This window comes from Denitratisoma sp. (assembly GCA_032027165.1).
In the GTDB taxonomy this organism is placed as follows: Bacteria; Pseudomonadota; Gammaproteobacteria; order Burkholderiales; family Rhodocyclaceae; genus Desulfobacillus.
Window position 1 is genome coordinate 1050900 of record JAVSMO010000001.1, and the last position, 21077, is coordinate 1071976.

Annotated in this window: 18 protein-coding genes; 8 read left to right on the forward strand and 10 right to left on the reverse strand. The window is 68.8% G+C overall.

The annotated features are described in order from the left end of the window. Nucleotides 1-17 precede the first annotated feature (17 nt). Genes ROZ00_05150 through ROZ00_05175 form a run of 6 tightly spaced genes read left to right on the forward strand, consistent with a single transcriptional unit; the run spans nt 18 to nt 5457 of the window. Nucleotides 18-563 (forward strand): carbon monoxide dehydrogenase subunit G, encoded by a 546-nt coding sequence (locus ROZ00_05150; protein ID MDT3735591.1) that lies wholly within the window; start codon nt 18-20, stop codon nt 561-563. Beyond that, nucleotides 563-1252: an XdhC family protein gene (locus ROZ00_05155; protein ID MDT3735592.1), complete on the forward strand. Its 690-nt coding sequence runs from the start codon at nt 563-565 to the stop codon at nt 1250-1252. The genes ROZ00_05150 and ROZ00_05155 overlap by 1 nt, the downstream gene beginning before the upstream one ends. Continuing rightward, nucleotides 1249-2871 carry a molybdopterin-binding/glycosyltransferase family 2 protein gene (locus tag ROZ00_05160; protein ID MDT3735593.1) on the forward strand — a complete coding sequence of 541 codons (1623 nt, stop codon included), beginning with the start codon at nt 1249-1251 and terminating at the stop codon, nt 2869-2871. Before ROZ00_05155 ends, ROZ00_05160 begins: the two co-directional genes overlap by 4 nt. Continuing rightward, entirely contained in the window at nt 2868-4082 is a 1215-nt protein-coding gene (locus tag ROZ00_05165; protein ID MDT3735594.1) for a SufS family cysteine desulfurase, read from the forward strand. Before ROZ00_05160 ends, ROZ00_05165 begins: the two co-directional genes overlap by 4 nt. Beyond that, nucleotides 4079-4501 carry an iron-sulfur cluster assembly scaffold protein gene (locus tag ROZ00_05170; GenBank protein ID MDT3735595.1) on the forward strand — a complete coding sequence of 141 codons (423 nt, stop codon included), beginning with the start codon at nt 4079-4081 and terminating at the stop codon, nt 4499-4501. The genes ROZ00_05165 and ROZ00_05170 overlap by 4 nt, the downstream gene beginning before the upstream one ends. 56 nt (nt 4502-4557) lie before the next feature. Then, nucleotides 4558-5457, forward strand: a complete 900-nt coding sequence (locus ROZ00_05175; protein MDT3735596.1) for a hypothetical protein — start codon at nt 4558-4560, stop codon at nt 5455-5457. Here the strand turns inward: ROZ00_05175 and ROZ00_05180 are convergent. Then, nucleotides 5441-6640, reverse strand: coding sequence for an NnrS family protein (locus ROZ00_05180; protein ID MDT3735597.1), 1200 nt, complete (start codon nt 6638-6640; stop codon nt 5441-5443). The genes ROZ00_05175 and ROZ00_05180 overlap by 17 nt on opposite strands. A gap of 140 nt (nt 6641-6780) precedes the next feature. Between ROZ00_05180 and ROZ00_05185 the strand changes: the two genes are divergently transcribed. Together ROZ00_05185 and ROZ00_05190 are read left to right on the forward strand one after the other, a co-directional pair. Next, on the forward strand, nt 6781-7140 hold the full coding sequence (locus tag ROZ00_05185; protein ID MDT3735598.1) for a hypothetical protein: 360 nt from the start codon (nt 6781-6783) through the stop codon (nt 7138-7140). A 23-nt stretch (nt 7141-7163) separates the two neighbouring features. Beyond that, the gene (locus ROZ00_05190) at nt 7164-7667 is read left to right on the forward strand and encodes a glycine zipper family protein (GenBank protein MDT3735599.1); all 504 of its coding nucleotides are present in this window, start codon (nt 7164-7166) and stop codon (nt 7665-7667) included. A 4-nt stretch (nt 7668-7671) separates the two neighbouring features. On the opposite strand, the gene ROZ00_05195 is transcribed toward ROZ00_05190, so the two are convergent. From ROZ00_05195 to ROZ00_05235, 9 genes are all read right to left on the reverse strand, one after another. Next, on the reverse strand, nt 7672-11175 hold the full coding sequence (locus ROZ00_05195; GenBank protein ID MDT3735600.1) for an indolepyruvate ferredoxin oxidoreductase family protein: 3504 nt from the start codon (nt 11173-11175) through the stop codon (nt 7672-7674). A gap of 28 nt (nt 11176-11203) precedes the next feature. Continuing rightward, complete coding sequence (locus tag ROZ00_05200; GenBank protein ID MDT3735601.1) at nt 11204-12496, reverse strand: TRAP transporter large permease; 1293 nt, start codon at nt 12494-12496, stop codon at nt 11204-11206. 10 nt (nt 12497-12506) lie between these two features. Further along, nucleotides 12507-13028, reverse strand: a complete 522-nt coding sequence (locus ROZ00_05205) for a TRAP transporter small permease (GenBank protein MDT3735602.1) — start codon at nt 13026-13028, stop codon at nt 12507-12509. Between the two features lie 2 nt (nt 13029-13030). After that, complete coding sequence (locus tag ROZ00_05210) at nt 13031-14053, reverse strand: TRAP transporter substrate-binding protein (GenBank protein MDT3735603.1); 1023 nt, start codon at nt 14051-14053, stop codon at nt 13031-13033. A gap of 106 nt (nt 14054-14159) precedes the next feature. Further along, nucleotides 14160-16181, reverse strand: a complete 2022-nt coding sequence (locus tag ROZ00_05215) for a 3-hydroxyacyl-CoA dehydrogenase NAD-binding domain-containing protein (protein MDT3735604.1) — start codon at nt 16179-16181, stop codon at nt 14160-14162. Nucleotides 16182-16185: 4 nt separating this feature from the next. Further along, nucleotides 16186-17376: a CoA transferase gene (locus ROZ00_05220; GenBank protein MDT3735605.1), complete on the reverse strand. Its 1191-nt coding sequence runs from the start codon at nt 17374-17376 to the stop codon at nt 16186-16188. Next, nucleotides 17373-19751 (reverse strand): xanthine dehydrogenase family protein molybdopterin-binding subunit, encoded by a 2379-nt coding sequence (locus ROZ00_05225; GenBank protein ID MDT3735606.1) that lies wholly within the window; start codon nt 19749-19751, stop codon nt 17373-17375. The genes ROZ00_05220 and ROZ00_05225 overlap by 4 nt, the downstream gene beginning before the upstream one ends. A 3-nt stretch (nt 19752-19754) precedes the next feature. Further along, on the reverse strand, nt 19755-20219 hold the full coding sequence (locus ROZ00_05230; GenBank protein MDT3735607.1) for a (2Fe-2S)-binding protein: 465 nt from the start codon (nt 20217-20219) through the stop codon (nt 19755-19757). Further along, nucleotides 20200-21072, reverse strand: coding sequence for a xanthine dehydrogenase family protein subunit M (locus ROZ00_05235; GenBank protein MDT3735608.1), 873 nt, complete (start codon nt 21070-21072; stop codon nt 20200-20202). The genes ROZ00_05230 and ROZ00_05235 overlap by 20 nt, the downstream gene beginning before the upstream one ends. Nucleotides 21073-21077: the final 5 nt, after the last annotated feature.

Below are 21077 nucleotides of genomic sequence, written 5' to 3' on the forward strand. Positions count from 1 at the left end.
GTTACGGAGAAGAAACCATGGACATGAACGGAGAACAGCGCATCCCCGTCGGCCAGCAGGCCGTGTGGGAGGCCTTGAACGACCTGGAGGTGCTCAAGGCCTGCATTCCGGGCTGCGAGTCGATCGAGAAGGTCTCCGACACCGAGCACCACGTCACGCTGACCGCCGCCGTGGGCCCGGTGAAGGCGAAGTTCAAGGGCAAGATGCATCTGGGCGATCTCGACCCGCCGCATTCCTACCGCATCGGCTTCGAGGGGCAGGGCGGCGTCGCCGGCTTCGCCAAGGGCGAGGCCCGGGTCAGCCTGCGGGCCGACGGCGCGGACACGCTGATGAACTACACGGTGCACGCCCAGGTCGGCGGCAAGCTCGCCCAGGTCGGCTCGCGGCTGATCGATGCGGCGGCGAAGAAGCTCGCCGACGATTTCTTCGAGACCTTCAACGCCCGCGTCGCGCCCCGGGCGGCGGAGGCGGCCGCGCCGAAACCGGCAGCCGGCGTGCCGATTTGGGTCTGGATCGCCGCCGCCATTGCCGCTATAGTCGCCCTTCTTTTTGCGTTGCGCTGATGAAAGCCGAACTTTTCGAACAATTGCTGGCCGAGCGCGCCGCCAAGCGCTCGGTGACCGTCGTCACCCGCCTCGCCGACGGCGCCCAGGCACTGGTGCGCGACGGCGCCGTGTCGGGGGAACTGACTTTATCCGATGAGCAGCGCGCCGAAGTTCAGACCCTGCTGCGGTCGGACAAGAGCGGCGCGCTGGCGTCCTCCGACGGCGCGCTGTTCGCGCGCTGCTACGCCTCCGCCCCGCGCATGGTCATCGTCGGCGCCGTGCACATCACCCAGGCGCTGGCGCCGATGGCGGCGATGGCCGGCTTCGAGGTCGTCGTCGTCGACCCGCGCCGCGCCTTCGCGACATCGGAGCGCCTGCCCGGCGTGACGGTGACGACGGAATGGCCGGACGAGGCGCTGGCGCGCATCGGCCTCGACGCGCAGACCGCCGTGGTGACGCTGTCGCACGATCCCAAGCTCGACGACCCGGCGCTGATCGCCGCGCTGCAAAGCCGGTGTTTCTACATCGGCGCGCTGGGCAGTTCGCGCACCCACGCCAAGCGCGTGGCGCGGCTCACTGAGGCCGGGCTTGCCGACGCCCTCCCGCGCATCCATGCGCCGGTCGGGCTGGACCTCGGCGGCCGTTCGCCGGCCGAGATTGCCGTCTCGGTGCTCGCGCAAGTAATACAAGCCAGATACGCCAAATGATCTTCGGCGAATTCCGCTGCGAGGAGGCCGAGGGCGTCACGCTCGCCCACACGCTCAACCTCGGCGAAAAGACGTTGAGGAAAGGCCGCGTCCTGACGGAGCAGGATGTCGCGCTGCTGCGGCAGGCCGGCATCGCCGCCGTCACCGGTGCGCGCATGGGCGAGGGCGACCTCGACGAGAACGCCGGCGCCGCCGAGATCGCCGCGCTGCTGGTCGGGCCAAACACGGAAACACGCCGCCCCTATACCGGCCGCTGCAACGTGCATGCCTCGGCGCGCGGCGTGCTGCGGGTGGATGCCGCGCGCATCGACGCCCTCAACGAACTCGACGAAGCGATCGCCGTCGGCACGCTGCCCGACTATGCCCTGGCGCGCCAGGGCCAGGTGCTCGCCACCATCAAGATCATCCCTTTCGCCGTGTCGCGCGAGCTGGTCGAGCGCTGCCGCGCCATTGCCGGCGGCGCGCCGCTGCTGCGCCTGGCCCCGCTCGCGCCGCGTCGCGCCGCGCTGATCATGGGCGAGCTGCCCGGCATGAAGGAGAACGTCTTCCGCGGCACCGTCACCGCCACGCGCAACCGCCTCGAGGGCCTCGGCAGCCGCCTGGCCCTGGTGCTGCGCTGCCGCCACGAACGCGGCGAATATGAAGCCAGGCTGCGCGAGGCGCTCGCCGCCGGCTGCGACCTGCTGCTGATTGCCGGCGCCACGGTGACCAAGGACCGTCTCGACACGGTGCCCGCCGCGGTGACGGCCGTCGGCGGCGTCGTGGACCACTTCGGCATGCCGGTCGAACCGGGCAACATGCTGCTGCTGGCGCACATCGATGAAGTGCCGGTGCTGGTGCTGCCCGGCTGCGCCCGCTCGCGCCGCTCGAACGGCCTCGACTGGGTACTGCAGCGCTTGCACGCCGGCCTGCCAGTCGGCCGCGCCGAGATCATGCGCATGGGGGTCGGCGGCCTCATCCGCAGCCCGCTCGAACCCGAGGACGAGGAGGAGGGCGAGGTCGAGAGCGTGCCGAGCGTGCCCGCCGGCACGCCGAACGTCGCCGCGCTGGTGCTCGCCGCCGGGCAGTCCTCGCGCATGGGCGGGACCAACAAGCTGCTCGCCGAAGTCGGCGGCGTGCCGATGCTGCTGCGCGCGGTGAATGCGGCGCTGGCCTCGAAGGCCGCTTCGGTGACGGTGGTGCTCGGACACGAGGCGGAGCAGGCCGAGGCGCTGCTCGCCGGGCGCAGGATCAGCATCGTGCGCAATCCCGATTTCGCGCAGGGCATGTCCACCTCGCTGCGCGCCGGCATCGCCGCGCTGCCGGCCGAGGCCGAAGCCGCCGTGGTGCTGCTCGCCGACATGCCGCGCATCAGCGCCGTGCAGGTCGACCGCCTGATCGACGCCTTCGAGCGAAAGCAGCCGGCCATCGTCGTGCCGCAGCGCAATGGCAAGCGCGGCAACCCCATCCTCTGGCCGCGCGAGTTCTTCGCGCCGATGCAGGCGGTGAGCGGCGACCAGGGCGCGCGCGGATTGCTCGAGGCGAATGCGCAGCGCATCCGCGGCGTCGACATGGACGACGACGCCATCCACGCCGACGTGGACACCCCGGACACCCTGCGCGCGCTGGAGGGGGAATGAGCTTTTCTCCGGCAGACTGGCGCAAGCACTTTCCGCTGCTGGCGAATCATCCCCGCCTGCACTACCTCGACAACGCCGCCACCGGCCAGCTGTGCGAGGCGGCGTTCGACGCCGTCACGCACCATGAGCTGACGCACCGCGCCAACGTCCTGCGCGGCACCTACCGCCTTGCCGAGCAGGCCGACGCCGCCTACGAGAACGCGCGGCGGCAGGTCGCCGCCTACCTGAACGCCGCCAGCACGGAGGAGGTGGTGTTCACCGCCGGCACCACCGCCTCGATCAACCTGGTCGCCCATGCCTTCGGCGATGGGCTCAAGGCCGGCGACGAGGTGGTGCTGAGCCTGGCCGAGCACCACAGCAACTTCGTGCCCTGGCAGATGCTGCGCGACCGGCGCGGCGTCGTGCTGCGCATCCTGCCGCTGGCGGCGGACGGGCGCATCGACTTGGCGCGCCTCGGCGAAACGCTCACGCCGCGCTGCAGGCTGGTCGCCGTCACCCATGCCTCCAACGTCACCGGCGCCGTCACGGACCTGGCGCCGCTCATCGCGGCGGCGCATGCCGTCGGCGCCCGCGTGCTGGTCGACGGCGCGCAGGCGGTGCAGCACGGCCCCGTATTCGTTGCCTCGCTCGGCGCTGACTTCTACGCCTTCTCCGGCCACAAGGCCTTCGGCCCCACCGGCGTCGGCGTGCTGTGGGGCAAGGCGGAGGCCCTGGACAAGTTGCCGCCCTTCCTCGGCGGCGGCGGCATGATCGGGCGCGTGACGGCGGAGGAAACCACCTGGGCGCCGCCGCCGCGCCGCTTCGAGGCCGGCACGCCGCCCATCGCGCAGGCCATCGGGCTGGGCGCTGCGCTCGACTGGCTGCGCACGCAGTCGTGGGCGGACCTGCATGCCCACACCGCGCGCCTGGCGCAGCGCATGATCGAGGAGCTCGCCGTGCTGCCGGGACTGACTTTTCTGGGGCCGCGCGACATGAAGCAGCGTCTGCCCATCGTTTCGTTCAATCTCGCCGGCATCCATCCGCACGACGTCTGCCAGATCCTCGACGCGCACGGCGTCGCCGTGCGCGGCGGCCATCACTGCGCCCAGCCGCTGATGGATTTCTTCGGCGTGCCGGGCGCCGTCCGTGCCAGCCTCGTCCCCTACAACGACGAGGCCGACGTCGATGCGCTGCTGGCGGGCCTCAAGGATGCGATGAGGAGGCTGGGATGAGTGCCGACCTCTACCAGCAGGCCCTGGTTGACCTCGCCAGGGCCGCCCATGGCGCCGGCGCGCTGGCAGTGTCCGACGGCACCGCGCTGCGCGACAGCCCGTTGTGCGGCGACCGCGTGCGCATGCAGGTGGCGCTCGACGCCGGCCGCGTCAAGACCCTCGCCCACGACGTGAAGGGCTGCCTGCTCTGCCAGGCCGCCGCCTCGCTGGTTGGCCTGCACGGCGCCGGACTGAATGCGGAAGAGGCAAAGGCGCTGTGCGAGCAGGTCGCCGCCACGCTTGCCGGCAGTGCGCCGCCGCCCGGCTGGCCGGAACTCGCCCTTTTCGAGCCGGTGCGCCCCCATCGCAACCGCCACGGTTGCGTGCTGCTGCCGTTCGAGGCGCTGTGCGAGGCCTTGCAGCCGGCAAGTCTTCCCTAAAGCCCCCGGTTCCGCTGCCGTAGACCGACTCTGAACCTGTAGATTCGGAGTCCGCGATGTTCAAGCTGCTGTGGAACAACCCCCGCCCGTCAAGGGGCCGCGAGGATGCCGCGGAGATGGCCCTCGAGGGCGACAGCATGAAGATGCTGGGCGAGCATTTTCCGATCGGCAAGAAGGTGCGCTACTACCCGGAATACCAGCGCGACATCGTTTTCCACACCATCATCATCGCCTACCGCGTGAACGAGCATTACATCTACTCGCGCGAGGCGATCCAGCGGGACGCCGACGGCACGCCGCTGGCCTTCCTCGTCGGCGTGAAGAGGGCGCAGCTGCCCCTCGAGAAGGTCGCCCGGCTGCAGCTGATGGTGCCCGACACGACGGACATGGAGCGTTCGCTCGACTACGTGCGCCGGGCCAGCCTCGGCCGCAACGGGCAGTTCGTCCGCGGCAACACCATCACGCTGATCTCCGACGCCTGCCGCAACGGCATCCCCAGCGTGGACACCCAGGTCGATAGCCGCCTGCGCATGGCGGACGGCCCCTACGCCGACAACCAGATGGTGCTGCTGCGGCCGGATTTCGACACGTTGCAGATCGCCGACCAGCGGCAGAAGGCGCGCGTGCAGAGCGAGGTGCCGGTCAGCCTCTACCTGAAGGAGGATGCGCCCCCGTTGGGCTGCATCCTCGGCGACTTTTCCGACGTCTCCCTGCGCCTGCGGCCGGCGGTCCCCGGCCAGCCCCTGCCGCCGCTGAAGCCGAACGACAAGGTGTCCGTCGTCATCAATCTCGGCGATGCCGCCAGCTCCTACCGCATCCGCGGCATGATTTTCCGATCGGCGGCGGATGCCTGCGTCGTCAAGCTCAGGCAGATCTACAAGGACGGCGACTTCGCCACGATCAGGACGATGGACGTCCTGGAAATCAAGACCGGCCTGCTCAACCTTCGGGGCTGATGCGGGCCGGTCCCTCCGGCTCGTCGCGCGGCAGGCTCGGCTGCAGGAGCATCGCCGCGAACACGACGAAGTAAGCCAGGAAAGTCAGTCCCCATAGCACGGCGGACAGGGCCACCGCCCAGGCACCGAGGCCGTGCACCGTTGCCGCCAGGCGGATCAGCGCGGCGGCGAACATCATCCCGTAGGCGAGCTTCATCGCGCCCGGCACGACGAGCGGCCGGCCGGTGTGGCGCAGGCTGACGCGCGTCATCAGGCCGAGCATCATCAGGCCGAGGCTGCCGACGGTGAAGGCGTGCACCCAGGTCGCCTCCGGCACGAGGCCGGTGAGCTCCGCCACGGCCTTCAGCACGAAGGCGAAGACCAGCCAGGCGAAGCCGAGGTGCATGACGAAGACCAGCGGCACGTCGTGCAGGCGCCAGCCCTTCCAGCGCGCCGTGCGCGCGGCGTGTACCCCGGCGCAGGCGAGGGCGGCGAGGCCGATCCACAGCGAGGGCGCGCCGGCGAGGTCGAGCGCGGCAAGCAGCAGCACCACGCCCACCGAGAGCATTTCCAGTTCGAGGTTGAACGGCGCCTGCCCGCCGCGGCCCTTCTCGCGCAGGGCGTTGCCAGTGAAGATCGGCGCCAGCACGCCGCCCTTCAGCACGTACAGCACGATGATCGCGTACAACGTCCCGCGCAGGCCGAGGCCGGCGAGGTGGGTGTTGGCGGCGAGGATGCCGTAGTGGTAGGCGGCATTCGTCGCCGCCAGCGCCAGCAGGATCGGCAGCAGCAGCAGGTACAGGCGGTTGGAGGCGCGCGCCAGTTGCGGCGCGACCATCAGCAAGAGGGCGGGGAAGAGCAGCAGGTCGACGAGTGCCGGCGCCAGCGGCGGCAGCCAGGGCGCCGCCCAGAAGGCGGCGCGTCCGGCCAGCCAGAGCAGGACCAGCAGGGCGAGGCGCCAGCCGCAGATTTCTTCGGTGCCGGCCCAGCTCGGCAGGGCGGTGAGGACGATGCCGGCGATGATGGCGGCGGCAAAGCCGAACAGCATTTCGTGGCCGTGCCACAGGCGCAGCGGCGTGCCGACCGAGGGTACTTCCCAGATGCCCAGATACGCCCCCAGCCAGGCGGCGGCGAGCAGCGGGGCATACAGGGTGCCGAGGAAATAGAAGGGCCGGAAGGCGCTGGACAACAGGGGTGGGGGCATGCGGCCATTCTATCGCGGCTGCAGGCCGGGAAAATTGTAACGATTGATTGCAGGACCGTTCGGGATGCTGCCGGAGCGCTATATTGAAAAAGGAATACAGCGATCGGGCCGGCGGATTTCCGGCCCGGCAGGAGGCGAACATGAAAGCGAACAAATGGATTCTCGGCCTGATGCTGCTGTGCGCGGCGGCGTCGGGCCCGGCGTGGGCGGACGGGCGCGGTCATCGGCACCATCACCATGGTTCGCGTGTCGGGGTCGGCGTATATTTCGGCGTGCCGCTGGGGTATTACTGGTACGGCCCGCCTGCCTATTACTATCGCTACCCGCAAACGGTGATCGTGCGGCCGGAGCCGGTCTATATCGAGCGCGCCGCGCCCCAGGCGGCGGCGCCGGCCGAGGCGGTCTGGTACTACTGCAGTGCGTCGCGGACGTATTATCCTTACGTGAAGGATTGTCCGGGCGGCTGGGAGCGCGTCGTGCCGACGCCGCCGCCGAATTGACCGGAAACCGGGGGAGGTTTTCCATGCGCCATGCAAACAAACTCATGCTGGCGGCCGTGCCGTTCGTGCTCGCCGCCTGCGTCTCCACGCCGAGCGGGCCGAGCGTGATGGTACTGCCGGGCACCGGCATGAGCTTCGAGCAGTTCCGCCAGGACGACATGCTGTGCCGGCAGTATGCCTCCGGCGAGATCGGGCAGACCGCGGAAGGCGCGGCGACCCAGACGACGGTGAGCAGCGCGGCCGTCGGCACCGTGATCGGCGCGGTGGCGGGGGCGGCGCTGAACGGCCGCCATGGCGCCGCGGTGGGCGCCGGCACCGGCCTCATGGTGGGCACCGTGTCCGGCGCCGGTGCGGCGCAGCTTTCCGCGCAGGAAGCCCAGAAGCGCTACGACAACGCCTTCGTGCAGTGCATGTATGCGAAGGGGCATCGCGTGCCCGTCTCGGGTCATTATTCGCCGGACCGGATGCCCGCCGCCCCCGCGCCGGCCGCAACGCCGTACCCGCCGCCGCCGCCCGCTTCGCGCTGAAAGGTTACGCCGCGACGGCGGTGCGGGCGTCCTGCGGCGGCTGGCCGTACCGCTGCATCAGTTCAACCTGCTTCGCTCGCGCCGTGGCCACGTTGCGCTGCTTGATCGGGCCGAAGCCGCGGATGGTCTCCGGCAGGCGGGCGATCTCGGTGGCGGTCGCCAGGTTGTCGGCGCGGAGACCTGACAGCAGCGTCTCCACCGTCCTTTCGTACTCCCCGATCAGTTGCCGCTCGAGGCGGCGTTCTTCCGAGCGGCCGAACACATCGAAGGCGGTGCCGCGCAGGAATTTCAGCTTCGCCAGCGGCTTCATGGCCATCCGCATCCAGCTGCCGTAGGCGAACTTCTTCGGCAGGCCGGTGTTCGGGTCGGTGCGGCTGAACAGCGGGATGGCCAGGTGGAAGCGCAGGCGGTAGTCGCCCTCGAAGGTGGACGCCAGGGTGCGCTCGAATTCCGGATCGCTGTAGAGGCGCGCCACCTCGTATTCGTCCTTGTAGGCGAGCAGCTTGTAGTAGTTGCGGGCGACGGCCTCGGCCAGCTGGGTGCTGCCGGGCGCGAGCGCCGACTCGGCAGCGCGCACGCGCTCGACCAGCGCGGCGTAACGTTGCGCGTAGGCCGCATCCTGATAGTCGGTCAGCGCGGCACGGCGGCGGGCGACGGTCTCGTCGAGGCTTTGCGACAGGACGTGGGTCGGCAGCACCGGCTCGGCCTCGGCGACCAGGCGCTCGACCGCCGCCGGGTCATGGGCGGCGCGGCGGCCCCAGAGGAAGGCGGCCTTGTTGTCGTCGACGGCGACGCCGTTCAGTTCGATGGCGCGCATCAGCGCGTCGAGGGACAGCGGCACGCGGCCCTTCTGCCAGGCGTAGCCGAGCATGAACATGTTGGTGCCGATGGAGTGGCCCAGCAGCAGCGTGGCGAGCCGGCTGGCGTCGAGGAGGTCGGCGCGGCCCTCGCCGACGGCCTCGCGGATCTGGCCTTCCATGGTGGCGAGCGGGAAGGGGTGGTCGGGGTTGCGCACGAAGTCCCCGGTGATGGCCTTGCCGGTGTTGACGATGGCGCGCGTGCGGCCGATCTGCGTCTTGACGAGGGCGTCGTTGCCGACGGCGACGACGATGTCGCAGCCGAGCAGGGTGTCGGCCTCGCCGGTGGCAAGGCGCGGGGCATGCAGCTGTTCCTGCCTTTCCGCGAGACGCACGTGCGACATGACGGCGCCGCCCTTCTGCGCGAGGCCGGTCATGTCGAGCACGGTGACGCCCTTGCCCTCGAGGTGGGCGGCCATGCCGACCAGTGCGCCGATGGTCACCACGCCGGTGCCGCCGACGCCGGCGACGAGGATGCCGACGGGCTTCTCCAGGCTCGGCAGCGCCGGCTCGGGCAGTTCGGCGAAGGCGCTTTCGGCGGCCTGCAGCGCCTTGCCGCGCCGCAATTGCCCGCCGTGCACCGTGAGGATGCTCGGGCAGAAGCCGGAGACGCAGGCATAGTCCTTGTTGCAGGTGGACTGGTCGATGGCACGCTTCCTGCCGAACTCGGTCTCCACCGGCACGACGGAGAGGCAGTTCGACTTGGCGCTGCAGTCGCCGCAGCCTTCGCACACCAGTTCGTTGATGAAGACGCGCACGGCCGGGTCGGGGAACTTGCCGCGCTTGCGCCGGCGGCGCTTCTCGGCGGCGCAGGTCTGGTCGTACACCAGTACCGTGACGCCCGGGGTGTCGCGCAGTTCGCGCTGGGTCCGCTCCAGTTCGTCGCGGTGACGGATTTCCACGCCCGCGGCGAAGCCGGGGGCGTCGCCGTACTTGCCGGGGTCGTCGGCCAGCACGACGATGCGCGCGACGCCTTCCGATTCGATCTGGCGGGTAATCTGCGGCACCGTCAGCGGGCCGTCCACCGGCTGGCCGCCGGTCATGGCGACGGCGTCGTTGTAGAGCAGCTTGTAGGTGATGTTCACCCCGGCGGCGACGGCGGCGCGGATGGCGAGCAGGCCGGAGTGGTAGTAGGTGCCGTCACCCATGTTGGCGAAGACGTGCCTGGTGCCGCTGTGCCCGGCCATGCCGAGCCAAGTGGCGCCTTCGCCGCCCATCTGGCTGATGGTGACGGTGTTGCGGCCCATCGACACCGCCATCAGGTGGCAGCCGACGCCGCCCAGCGCGCAGGAGCCCTCCGGCACGCGGGTGGACAGGTTGTGCGGGCAGCCCGGGCAGAAGTAGGGCATGCGCATCAGCGCCAGCTTCGGCTTGGACAGCGCCTGGTCCTTGGCCTCGAGGAAGGCCAGCTTCTCGCGGATGCGCTCGGAGGTGTGGAAGCGGCCGATGCGCGCGGCGATGGCGCGTGCGACGATGGCCGGTGTGAGCTCCGCCGTCGGCGGCAGCAGCCAGGCGTGGTGCGGCGCCGGCCACTCGCCGGTCTCGTCGAACTTGCCGACGACACGCGGGCGGACATCCTCCCGCCAGTTGTAGAGCATCTCCTTCAGCTGGTACTCGATGATCTGGCGCTTCTCCTCGACGACGAGGATCTCCTCCAGCCCCTCGGCGAAGTGGCGCACGCCGTCGGCCTCCAGCGGCCAGGGCATGCCGACCTTGTACAGGCGCAGGCCGATGTCGGCGGCCGTCCGTGCGTCGATGCCGAGGTCGTCGAGTGCCTGGCGCACGTCGAGATACGCCTTGCCGCAGGCGATGATGCCGAGGCGCGGCCGCGGGCTGTCGTAGACCAGGTAGTTGAGCCGGTTGGCGCGGGCGTAGGCGAGGGCCGCATACACCTTGGATTCCTGCATGCGGTGCTCCTGCGCCAGCTGCGGGTCGGGCCAGCGGATGTTCACGCCGTCCGGCGGCAGGACGAAATCCTCGGGCAGGCGGATCTGCACGCGCGACGGATCGACCTCGACGGTGGCCGAGCTCTCGACGGTGTCGGAAGTGGTCTTCATCGCCACCCAGCAGCCGGAATAGCGCGACATGGCCCAGCCGTGCAGGCCGAGGTCGAGGTACTCCTGCAGGCCGGCCGGCGCCAGCACCGGGATGCCGCAGGCGGAGAACATGTGCTCGCTCTGGTGCGCTACGGCTGAGGAGCGCGCCGAGTGGTCGTCGCCGGCGACCAGCAGCACGCCGCCGTGCTTCGCGGTGCCGGCGTAGTTGGCGTGCTTGAAGACGTCGCCGCAGCGGTCGACGCCGGGTCCCTTGCCGTACCACATGGCGAAGATGCCGTCGACCTGCGGGTCGGGAAACAGGTGCAGCTGCTGCGTGCCCCAGATGGCGGTGGCGGCGAGGTCCTCGTTCACCCCCGGCTGGAACTTGATGTTGTGGCCGGCGAGGAAGCGCTGCGCGTCGTGCAGCGCGGTATCGAGGCCGCCGAGCGGCGAGCCGCGGTAGCCGGAGACGTAGCCGGCAGTGTTCAGGCCGGCGGCGCGGTCGCGCGCATGCTGCAGCATGGGCAGGCGCGCCAGGGCCTGCACGCCGGTGAGGAACACCCGGCCTTGGTCGAGCTTGTACTTGTCTTCCAGCGTTACCGGTGCCAGCTTCATGGACGGCTCCCGATGGCAGGTTGATGGGCTATTTCACGAACTGCGTCAGGTAGAGCGAGATCGCCGGAAAGGCGACCAGGAGGCCCAGGCGCACGACGTCGGCGACGATGAAGGGCATCACGCCGCGGAAGACGGACTGGGTCGGTACGTCGGGCAGCACGCTGCGCAGGACGAAGACATTGAGGCCGACCGGCGGCGTGATCATGCTGATCTCGGTGACGACGACCACGATGATGCCGAACCAGATCAGGTCGTAGCCGAGGTGGGCGACCAGCGGGTAGAACATCGGCACGGTGAGCAGGATCATCGACATGCTCTCCAGCACGCAGCCGAGCACGAGGTAGATGAGCAGGATGGCGATGATGACCAGAAGCGGCGTCTCGCGGAACCGTTCGGCGTATTGCGTCAGTTCCGTCGGCATGCCGGTCATGTTGATGAAGTTGGCGAAGATGAGCGCCCCGATCAGGATGGTGAAGATCATGCCGGTGGTGATGGCGCTTTCCACCAGGATGAGGCGCAGCAGGCGCCAGTCGAAGCCCTGGCGCGCCAGCAGGAACACCAGGCCGCCCCCGGCGCCGATGCCGGCCGCCTCGGTCGGCGTGAAGATGCCGCCGTAGATGCCGCCGATGACGACGAGGAACAGGATCAGCACGCCCCAGACGTCGCCGAGGGCGACCAAGCGTTCGTGCCAGGTAACGCGCTCGCCCGGCGGCCCGGCCTTGGGATCCAGCCGCACCGTCACCGAAACGGCGGCCAGATAGCAGGCGACGGCGACGAGTCCGGGCAGGATGCCGGCGATGAACAGCTTGCCGATGTTCTGCTCGGCGAGGATGCCGTAGATCACCATCACCACGCTGGGCGGGATGAGGATGCCCAGTGTGCCGCCGGCAGCGATGGAGCCGGCGGCGAGCGCATCCGAATAGCCGTACTTGCGCATCGACGGCATGGCCACCTTGCTCATGGTGGCGGCGGTGGCCAGGCTTGAGCCGCAGATGGCCCCGAAGCCGCCGCAGGCGAGGATGGTGGCCATCGCCAGGCCGCCGCGGCGGTGGCCGAGGAAGGCATAGGAGACGCGGTAGAGCTCGGCGGACAGGCCAGCCTTCGTGACCAGGTTGCCCATCAGGATGAACAGCGGCACGATGGACAGGGTATAGGACATGCCGGTCTCGAAAGCCACCGAGCCGACCATCGACAGCGCCGCAGTGAAGTTCACCATGTAGGCGAAGCCGAGGAAGCCGACCAGCGCCATCGAAAAGGCGATGGGCAGGCGCAGGAATGTCAGCCCCAGCATGACGGCGAAGGCGATGAGTGCTTCTTGCATGGTTGGTTACCTAGACTTCGCCGGCGCCGCCCGTGGCTTCCTTCTGCCGGATCATGAGAAAAAGAATCAGGGCCGTGAAGGCCGCCAGCACGCTCATGAAATACACCAGCGGCCATACCTCCAATTGCAACACCGCCGTGGTGTCGCCCTGCTCGATCATCTGTCCGCCCTTGACCCACAGGCGCCAGGCGATGACCGCCATGCACAGCGCGCTCACCAGCTGGATCAGCGCATGCAATGCGGGCCTGACGAACCTCGGGATGCAGTTTGCGAAGAGATCGATGGTCACCTGCTGGTTGCGCAGGGTTACCAGGGGAAGCGAGGCGAAGATCAGCGCGCCCATCATGAGTTCGGTGACTTCCAGCGCACCCGGCACCGGTTCGCTGAAAACATAGCGGCCGGCGACATCCGCGCAGGTAAGCAGCATGATGCAGGCCAGGATCAGCGCGGTGGCCGATCCCAGCAGCATCTCGAAAGGCTTTTCCCAGCGGCCCAGGAGCGGGCCGCCGGGATTCGTCGACAAGCCGGACACGCTTACTTGCCGGAGAGCTTCTTGATCTCGGCGCGGAATTCGGCCATCACGGCGGCGCCGTCGATGCCCTTGGCCTTGGCCTCGTTATACCAGGCCTTCTCCAGCGGATCGGTCTTGGACTTGATCTCGGCCACGAATTCCGGGCTGGCGTTGCGGATGACGATCTTTTCCGCTTCCATCGCCTTCAGGCCGGCCGCATCCTCGCGGTCCCAGACCTTGCCGGCCATGTGGGCGTAGTGCTCGCCGGAAACTTTCAGGATGGCGTCCTGGTCGGCTTTCGGCAGGCCCTTGAACTTGGCCTCGTTCATCCACAGGCCGAAGCTGACGTTGTAGAGGCCGCCGGGCACCACCGTCATGTGGTTGACCAGGGGCACCAGCTTGAAGGCCGGCACGGAGTCCTTCGGGAAGAAGATGCCGTCGGCGATGCCGCTCTTCATGATCTCGTAGGTCTCCGATGCCGGCTTCAGCAGCGGCACGGCGCCCATCGCCTTGGTGATGTCCACCACCAGGCCGCCGCCGACGCGGATTTTCTGGTTGGCGATGTCGGCGAGCGAGGCGACCTTCTGCTTGGTCATGTAGATCTGGCCGGGGCCGTGGGTCATCAGGCCGAGCAGGACGACGCCCTTGTGCTCGTCGAGCTTGGCCATGTGCTTCATGTAGGTGCGCCAGTAGGCCACCGAAATCGCTTCCGACGAGTCGCCGATGAAGGGGAATTCCGCCATCTTGGTCATCGGGAAGCGGCCCGGCGTATAGCCGTGCACCGAGATCGACACGTCGGCCAGGCCGTCGCGAACGGCGTCGAAGGTGCCGGGCGGGCTCGCCACGGCTTTCGGCAGCAGCCGGAACTTGACGCGGCCCTGAGTGGCCGTTTCGACCTCCTTGGCCCAGCCCATGAGCATGTCCTTGGTGATGATGTGGCTGGGCGGCAGCCAGGACGATATGGTCAGCGTCGTCTGCGCCTGGGCGGGGGCCCAGGCGAGAACGCCGGCCAGCAGGGTGGCGGCAAGGCTTGCGAGCTTTTTCATGTGATTCCTCCTTTGGTTTGAGCGGACGACTGGTTTATGTGTTACGTATTTCGTTTTCCGCAGCCTACATTGTGTAACAGATTAAATCCCTGTCAAGCTTGTGGGATCAAGCCGTGCGGCTGAAATCCGGTTTGCGGCCTTCCTGGAAGGCGCCGATGCCCTCGCGTGCGGCGGCGGTGAGGGCGCTGGCGCCGAAGGCGCGGTAGCCGATCTCCAGAGCCTCGTCGAGGGTACCAGCCTGCGCGGCATCGCGCACAGCCTTTTCCAGAATTCCCAGGATTTCCTTCGACAGCGGCTGGCCACTGGCGGCGGCAGGCTCGATCTTCTCCGGCGGCGACAGCGCCACGGCGCCACGGGCGATGGGCGATGGCTGGCCGGCCAGCGCCTGCACCCGCGCCACGGCGGCCGCGATCAGGCCGGGCAGGTCGTCGGCGAGGGTGTCCACCACGCCGAGTTTGTGGGCTTCGGCGGCCTTGAGCTTCTCGGCGCGGCGCAGCATGCCATGGAAGGTCGCGGCGGCCTGCGGCCAACGGCGGTAGGGCACGACCATGGCGCCGATGCCCGGCACGATGCCGAGCGTGATCTCCGGCAGCTGCATCCAGGCGTCCTTCACGGCGACGATGCCGTGGCAGCGCATGGCCAGCTCCAGTCCGCCGCCCAGCGCCATGCCGTTGAGCGCGGCGACCACCGGCTTCCGCATGGCGTCGAGGTGCACCAGCAGGCGCGAGCAGTCGCGCGCGTACTGCGTCGCCGCCTTGGCGTCGCCGAGCATGGAGGGGAAGCGGCCGATGTCGGCGCCGGCGCAGAAGGCGCGCGCACCGTAGCCGGTGAGGACGAAGCCCTTGACCTTCGGATCGTTCTCGAACTTGCGGATGACGGCAAGCACCTCGTCGGTCAGCTCGTCGTGCAGGGCGTTCATCGCCTCGGGGCGGCGCAGCGTGATGATTTTGATGACGCCGTCGCCATCGTTAACCTCGTCCACGAGAACATGGCGCCAGAAGTCCTGGTAGGCGGCGTAGGGCCGCTGCGGCCAGGGCATGCCGGGGCGCTCTCTGCCCAGGCGCTGCAGGATGCGGCCGGCTTCCGGTTCGCCGAGGTCGCGCATCAGCTCGAGCGGGCCCTTCTTGAAGCCCAGCGCCGTGCGGCAGCCGAGGTCGAGGTCGGCCGGCTCGCCGATGCCGCGGTCGAGGATGTCCACCGACTGCGAGAAGAGGATGCCGAGCAGGCGGTCGCGGATCGCCGCCTTCGTCTCCGGCGCGACGTCGACCTTCTTGCCGGGCGGCACGGTGACCCAGGTGTCCACCGAGCGGAAGATCGGGGCCGGGGTGTAGTGCGCGCCTTCCTCCTCGGCCTGCAGGGTGTTGGTCTCGGTGATGATCGGATTGCCGCGGGCGAGGTTGAGCACGAAGAAGGGGCCGGCGTGCACGAATTCCGCGGCCACGCTGTCGACCTCGGCGGCGGTGGCGCGGTCGAGCAGCAGGGCCGCCTCGTTGCACCAGTTGTCGAAGATGCGGTCGAGCATGAAGCAGACGGCGTCCGAGGTGACCAGCGGCACCTTGCCGGTGATGCAGAACAGCCAGCGCAGATAGTCGACCACCGCCGGGTCGGTCTTCTCCCAGGCGATGACTTCCACTGCCGGGTTGCGCCAGGCCGGCGCGAAGAAATGCGTGACGGTGGCGCGGCCCTTGTGCTTGAGCTCCGAAAAGATGCGTTCGGCCGGCAGCGAGCTGGTGTTGGAGGTGATGAGGGCATCCGGCCGCACGATGCCTTCGACCTGGGCGAAGATGCGGCGCTTGAGCGGCAGGTTCTCGGTGGCGGCTTCGATCACCCAGTCGCAGTCGGCGAGTTGCGCGTAGTCCGTCGTGCCGGCGATGTTGGCGACAACGGCTGAAGCCTGCGCCTCGCCCATCTTGCCGCGGGCGACGGCCTTTTTGGCGTAGTCCTGGCAGCGCTGCAGGGCCTTGTCGATGGCGGACTGATTCACGTCGACCAGCGTCAGGCGGATCTGCGGCAGGGCGCTTTTCAGGTAGTAGCCGATGTCCGGGCCGATGGTGCCGGCGCCGATGATGGCGACGTGCTTCGGCAGGGGGCGGGCGGGTGTGTGCAGGAGCGGGTTCTGTGTCGTCATGGTTCTAGGCGATGATGCGTTCTTGTTCGAGGCGGGCGATCTCGTTGTCGGCGCAGCCGGCTTCCTTCAGCACGGCGCGGGTGTGCTCGCCGTACTTCGGCGGAAAAGTCAGTTCCTGCGGCACGGCGGGCAGGTCCACCGCCATCGGCTGCATGTGCACCTGCTTGCCGCCGGGCATGCGCGTCAAAGTCAGCTTGCGCGAGACGGCGTCCATGTTGCGCACGGCGGGGATGTCGTGGATCGGCGCGTGCGGGATGGTGGCCTGGCGGAAGTCCGCGGCGATCTCCGCCGTGGCGTATTTGCGCGTCTCCGCCGCCATGTCGCGGTGGATGGCCTCGCGCTCCTGGTGGCGCCCTTCGTTGGTGGCGCGCGCCAGCGAGCCGATCGAGGCGAACTTCGGAATCTCGGTCAGGCGCTTCCACTGCACGTCGCTGCCGATGGCCATGTAGATGAAACCATCCAATGTCGGATAGACGTTGGTCGGGATGAACTTGCGGTGCTCGTTGCCGCAGCGGGTGATCTCGTTCGGCTGGCAGTCGAAGTCGAGCAGCGGCAGGGTGGTGATCAGCCAGGAGGCGGCCGCCTGCAGCATGGAGACGTCGATGCGCATGCCCTTGCCGGTCTCGGCGCGTTCGGCCAGCGCCAGCATGACGTTGGCGTACACCTCGTCGCCGGCCTTGAGGTCGACCAGCGGCACGCCGGAGAGCGTCGGCGGGCCGTCGGCCGGGCCGGTCAGCTCCATGTAGCCGGCCATGGCCTGGATCACCGGGTCGTAGCCGGGCGCGTCGGGGTAGTCCGGCCCCATCGCCGAGATGCCGGCCCAGATCAGGTCCGGCTTGGCGGCGGACAGCGTCTCGTAGTCGATGCCGAGCTGCTTGTAGCGGCGCGGCACGGTGTTGCAGCAGAAGACGTCGACGTCGAGTTCCACGAGCAGCTTGCGCAAGAGCGCCTGGCCCTGCGGGTCCTTCAGGTTGAGCGCGATGGCTTCCTTGCCGACGTTGGGCGCGATGAAGTAGGTGCGGCGGTCGTCGTCGAGCACCTTGCCGCCGATGTAGCGGTTGGGATCGCCCGGCAGGCCGTCGCCGGCCGGCGTCGACTCGATGCGGATGACGCGCCAGCCGAGCTGGGCGAAGCGCAGCGTGGCGTAGGGCAGGGACAGCGCCTGCTCCATCGAGAGGACGGTGCGGCGCTTCATGCTGCGGCTTTCTCCTTGGCGGCGTGGAGTGCCCGGTAAACCTTCTCCGGCGTGAACGGCAACGCCATGATGCGCACGCCGGTGGCGTTGTGGATGGCGTTGGCGGTGGCCGCGGCGATGCAGATCGCCGGCGCCTCGCCGACGCCCTTGGCGCCCTGGGGGCCCTCGCCGTCCATGGTCTCGATGAAGCGCACGTCCATCTCGGGGATTTCCGGCGCGGTGACCAGCTTGTAGTCGCGGAAGCCGGGGTTCCTCACCACGCCGTTCTCGACCATCAGCTCCTCGGTCAGCGCGTAGCCCTGGCCCATGACGATGCCGCCCTCGATCTGCCCTTCGAGGCCGAGGCGGTTGAGGATGCGCCCGACGTCGTGGGCGCCGGTGACCTTGAGCAGCCGCACGATGCCGGTGTCGGTGTCCACCTCGACTTCGACCACCTGCGTCGCCCAGGCATAGGCGGCTGAGACGTCGCCCTTGAAGTGCTTGTCCTGGTGCTTGGAGGGCGGCTCGTAGTAGAAGGAGGTCATCACCAGCTCGGCCTTGTCGCTGAAGTGCAGCTGGCGCAGCAGCTTGGCCAGGGTCATCACCACAGTGCCGTTCTTCGCCTCGACGATGTGGCCGGCGCGCAGGTCGAGGTCGGCCGCGTCGAGGCCGGCCATCTTGGCGGCGGCGTCGAGGATCTTGCCGCGCGCCTTGCGCGCCGCACCGATCGCCGAGTTGCCGGCGATGAAGGTGGTGCGCGAGGCGTGCACGCCGACGTCCCACGGCGTGATCTCGGTGTCGTTGTTGACGACGCGCACGGCGGAGAGCGGCACGCCGAGCTCCTCGCAGACCAGCTGGGCCAGCACCGTCTCCGAGCCCTGGCCGATCTCGGAGGCGCCGGTGATCAGCGTCACCGAGCCGAAGTCGTCCATCTTGAGGATGGTGCCGCAGCCGTCCGACGGGTAGATCTTGGCGCCGCCGCCGACGTGCAGCATGGAGGCCATGCCGATGCCGCGCTTGAAGCGGCCGGGCTTGGCCTTGTCGGCCTCGTTGGCCTTGAACCTGGCGAGGAAACCGCTCGCCTCGGCGGCGGTGGTCAGGCACTCCTTGAAGCCGCAGCTCTTGAAGTGCATGCCCTGCGGCGTCACCTCGCCGGGGTCCTGGGCGTTCTTCAGGCGGAATGCCAGCGGGTCCATGCCGATCGCCGCCGCCATCATGTCCATGTGCTGCTCGACGGCGAAGGTGGCCTGCAGGTTGCCGTAGCCGCGGAAGGAGCCGGCGTAGGGGTTGTTCGTGTACACCGCCTTGGTGTGGTAGAGGCAGTGCGGCACGCGGTAGAGCGAAGAGATGGTCTGCATCATGACGAAGGGCGTCGTCGCCCCCCACGAGGTGTACGCGCCGTTGTCGTGCAGCGTGCTCACCGTGCGGAAGGTCAGCGTGCCGTCCTTCTTGCAGCCCGAGCGCAGGGTGAGGATCACCGGCTGGCGCGTCGGCGAGGCGAGGAACTCCTCCTCGCGCGTGAACACCAGCTTGACCGGGCGTCCGGTGGCCTTGGCGAGGAACACCGCGATCGGCTCGAAGGGATAGATGTCGAGCTTGGAGCCGAAGCCGCCGCCGATGGGCGGCTGGATGATGCGGATGCGCGCCGGGTCCATGTTGAGGATCTCGGCGAACTCGCGCTTGTGCAGGAAGGGCACCTGGGTGTTGGAGTACATCAGCAGGTTCCCGGAGGGATCGAACTCGGCGATGATGCCGGACACCCCCATGCAGCAGTGCGTGACGTAGTGCAGGTGGAAGGTGTCCTCGAACACCACGTCGGACTCGCGCTCGCCTGCCGCCACGTCGCCCTGCTCGTAGTCGAAGGTCATGGCGATGTTGTCGGGCTTGCCGCGGTAGGCGATGCCCTGCGCCTGCTTGAGGTGGTCGTGCTTGGCCGTCGCGCCGTGCGGCTCGGGATGGATCAGCGGCGCGTCCGGCTTGAGCGAGTCGTTCGGGTCGGAGAGGACCGGCAGGTCCTCGTACTCGACCCTGATCAGCTTCAGCGCCGCCTCGGCGATGGCCTCGGTCTCGGCGGCCACCGCGGCGATTTCGTCGCGCAGGCTGCGCACGCGATCGGTCTTCAGCGGGAAGTGGTCCTTGGCGACGCCGATCGGGCGCTGGTAGGGCACGTCGGCGGCGGTGATGACGGCGTGCACGCCGGGCAGCGCCTTCGCCGCCGCGGTGTCGATCGACTTGATCTTCGCGTGCACGCGCGCCGAGCGCAGGATCTTGCCGTAGAGCTGGCCCTGCACGTCGAGGTCCTGGATGTAGCGGGTCTTGCCGCCGGCCTTCTCGGGCGCGTCGAGCTTGGTGATGCGCTTGCCGATCAGCGAGTCTTTCTGGATGGCTTCAGGCATGGCTTACTCCTTGGTCGCCGCTTCGATGGCGTCGATGATCTTGACGTAGCCGGTGCAGCGGCACAGGTTGCCCTCGATGCCGCGCTGGATCTCCTCGCGGCTCGGGTGCGGGTTCTTTTCCAGCAGCTGGCGCGCCTGCATGACCATGCCCGGCGTGCAGAAGCCGCACTGCACGGCGCCGGCATCGACGAAGGCTTTCTCGATCCTGCGGCCGAGCGGGTCGTCGGCGAGGCCCTCGACGGTGGTGACCTGGCGGCCGTCGCACTCGACGGCAAAGAGCAGGCAGGAATTCAGCGAGACGCCGTCGAGGATGATGGTGCAGGCGCCGCACTCACCCTCGCCGCAGCCGTACTTGGTGCCGGTCAGGCCGGCGACGTTGCGGATCATCTCGAGGGCACTCATCTGCACCGGCACCGTCACGCGGGTCGGCACGCCGTTGAGGGTGAAGTTAATGGTTTGCTGAGACATCTTCGAGGATCCTCTTCGTCATGTTGTGGATCATCTCCTTGCGGTACCAGGCGCTGGCGCGCACGTCGGAGATGGGATGCACTTCGTCCTGCGCCGCTTTCGCGGCGGCGGCGATGGTGGCGGCGTCGAGCTTCTTGCCCTCCAGCGCCTCCTCGGTGGCGCAGCCGCACACCGGCGTCGGCGCGACGGCGCCGAAGGCGACGCGCACCTGGGAGAACTTGCCGTCCTTCAGCACGCCGCCGACGCCGATGGAGATCGCCGAGATGTCGAGGGCGGGGCGGGTGCCGAACTTGTGGAAGCGGGCGACGAAACCCTGCGGCGGGATCGGCACGCGCACGGCGGTGAGCAGCTCGGCCGGCGCAATGCGCGTCTTGCCCGGGCCGACGAAGAACTCCGGCAGCGGCATGCTGCGGCGGAACAGCTTGTCGTCGGGCTTGGAGGCCAGCTCGACGCTGGCGCCCAGCACCATCAGCGGCACCAGGGTGTCGCCGGCTGGCGAGGCGTTGCAGATGTTGCCGCCGACGGTGCCGGCGTTGCGGATCTGGTCGCTGGCGAAATGGTCGCCGGCCGAGACGAGCAGCGGCAGGTGCTCGCGCACCAGCGGATGCGCCATCATCTCGCTGATGGTGGTCAGCGCGCCGATGCGGATCTCGTCGCCCTCGCGGACGATGCCGCGCAGCTCGGGGATGCGGCGGATGTTCATCAGCGTGCGCTTGAACTTCACGCGGCCGGCGTGCGATTGCGGCATCAGGTCGGTGCCGCCGGCGAGGATGGTCACCTCGCCGAGTTCCTGCAGCTGCACCACGGCCTGCTCCAGGCTGGTGGGCGCCACGTAATTGTCGAGTGCTGTCATGCTTC

Coding starts and splice junctions, on each gene's coding strand:
- ROZ00_05150 (MDT3735591.1), top strand. CDS start 18: ATGGACATGAACGGAGAACAGCGCATCCCCGTCGGCCAGCAGGCCGTG.
- ROZ00_05230 (MDT3735607.1), bottom strand. CDS start 20,219: ATGTCTCAGCAAACCATTAACTTCACCCTCAACGGCGTGCCGACCCGC.
- ROZ00_05215 (MDT3735604.1), bottom strand. CDS start 16,181: ATGACGACACAGAACCCGCTCCTGCACACACCCGCCCGCCCCCTGCCG.
- ROZ00_05190 (MDT3735599.1), top strand. CDS start 7,164: ATGCGCCATGCAAACAAACTCATGCTGGCGGCCGTGCCGTTCGTGCTC.
- ROZ00_05155 (MDT3735592.1), top strand. CDS start 563: ATGAAAGCCGAACTTTTCGAACAATTGCTGGCCGAGCGCGCCGCCAAG.
- ROZ00_05160 (MDT3735593.1), top strand. CDS start 1,249: ATGATCTTCGGCGAATTCCGCTGCGAGGAGGCCGAGGGCGTCACGCTC.
- ROZ00_05220 (MDT3735605.1), bottom strand. CDS start 17,376: ATGAAGCGCCGCACCGTCCTCTCGATGGAGCAGGCGCTGTCCCTGCCC.
- ROZ00_05225 (MDT3735606.1), bottom strand. CDS start 19,751: ATGCCTGAAGCCATCCAGAAAGACTCGCTGATCGGCAAGCGCATCACC.
- ROZ00_05195 (MDT3735600.1), bottom strand. CDS start 11,175: ATGAAGCTGGCACCGGTAACGCTGGAAGACAAGTACAAGCTCGACCAA.
- ROZ00_05170 (MDT3735595.1), top strand. CDS start 4,079: ATGAGTGCCGACCTCTACCAGCAGGCCCTGGTTGACCTCGCCAGGGCC.
- ROZ00_05200 (MDT3735601.1), bottom strand. CDS start 12,496: ATGCAAGAAGCACTCATCGCCTTCGCCGTCATGCTGGGGCTGACATTC.
- ROZ00_05210 (MDT3735603.1), bottom strand. CDS start 14,053: ATGAAAAAGCTCGCAAGCCTTGCCGCCACCCTGCTGGCCGGCGTTCTC.
- ROZ00_05235 (MDT3735608.1), bottom strand. CDS start 21,072: ATGACAGCACTCGACAATTACGTGGCGCCCACCAGCCTGGAGCAGGCC.
- ROZ00_05175 (MDT3735596.1), top strand. CDS start 4,558: ATGTTCAAGCTGCTGTGGAACAACCCCCGCCCGTCAAGGGGCCGCGAG.
- ROZ00_05185 (MDT3735598.1), top strand. CDS start 6,781: ATGAAAGCGAACAAATGGATTCTCGGCCTGATGCTGCTGTGCGCGGCG.
- ROZ00_05180 (MDT3735597.1), bottom strand. CDS start 6,640: ATGCCCCCACCCCTGTTGTCCAGCGCCTTCCGGCCCTTCTATTTCCTC.
- ROZ00_05165 (MDT3735594.1), top strand. CDS start 2,868: ATGAGCTTTTCTCCGGCAGACTGGCGCAAGCACTTTCCGCTGCTGGCG.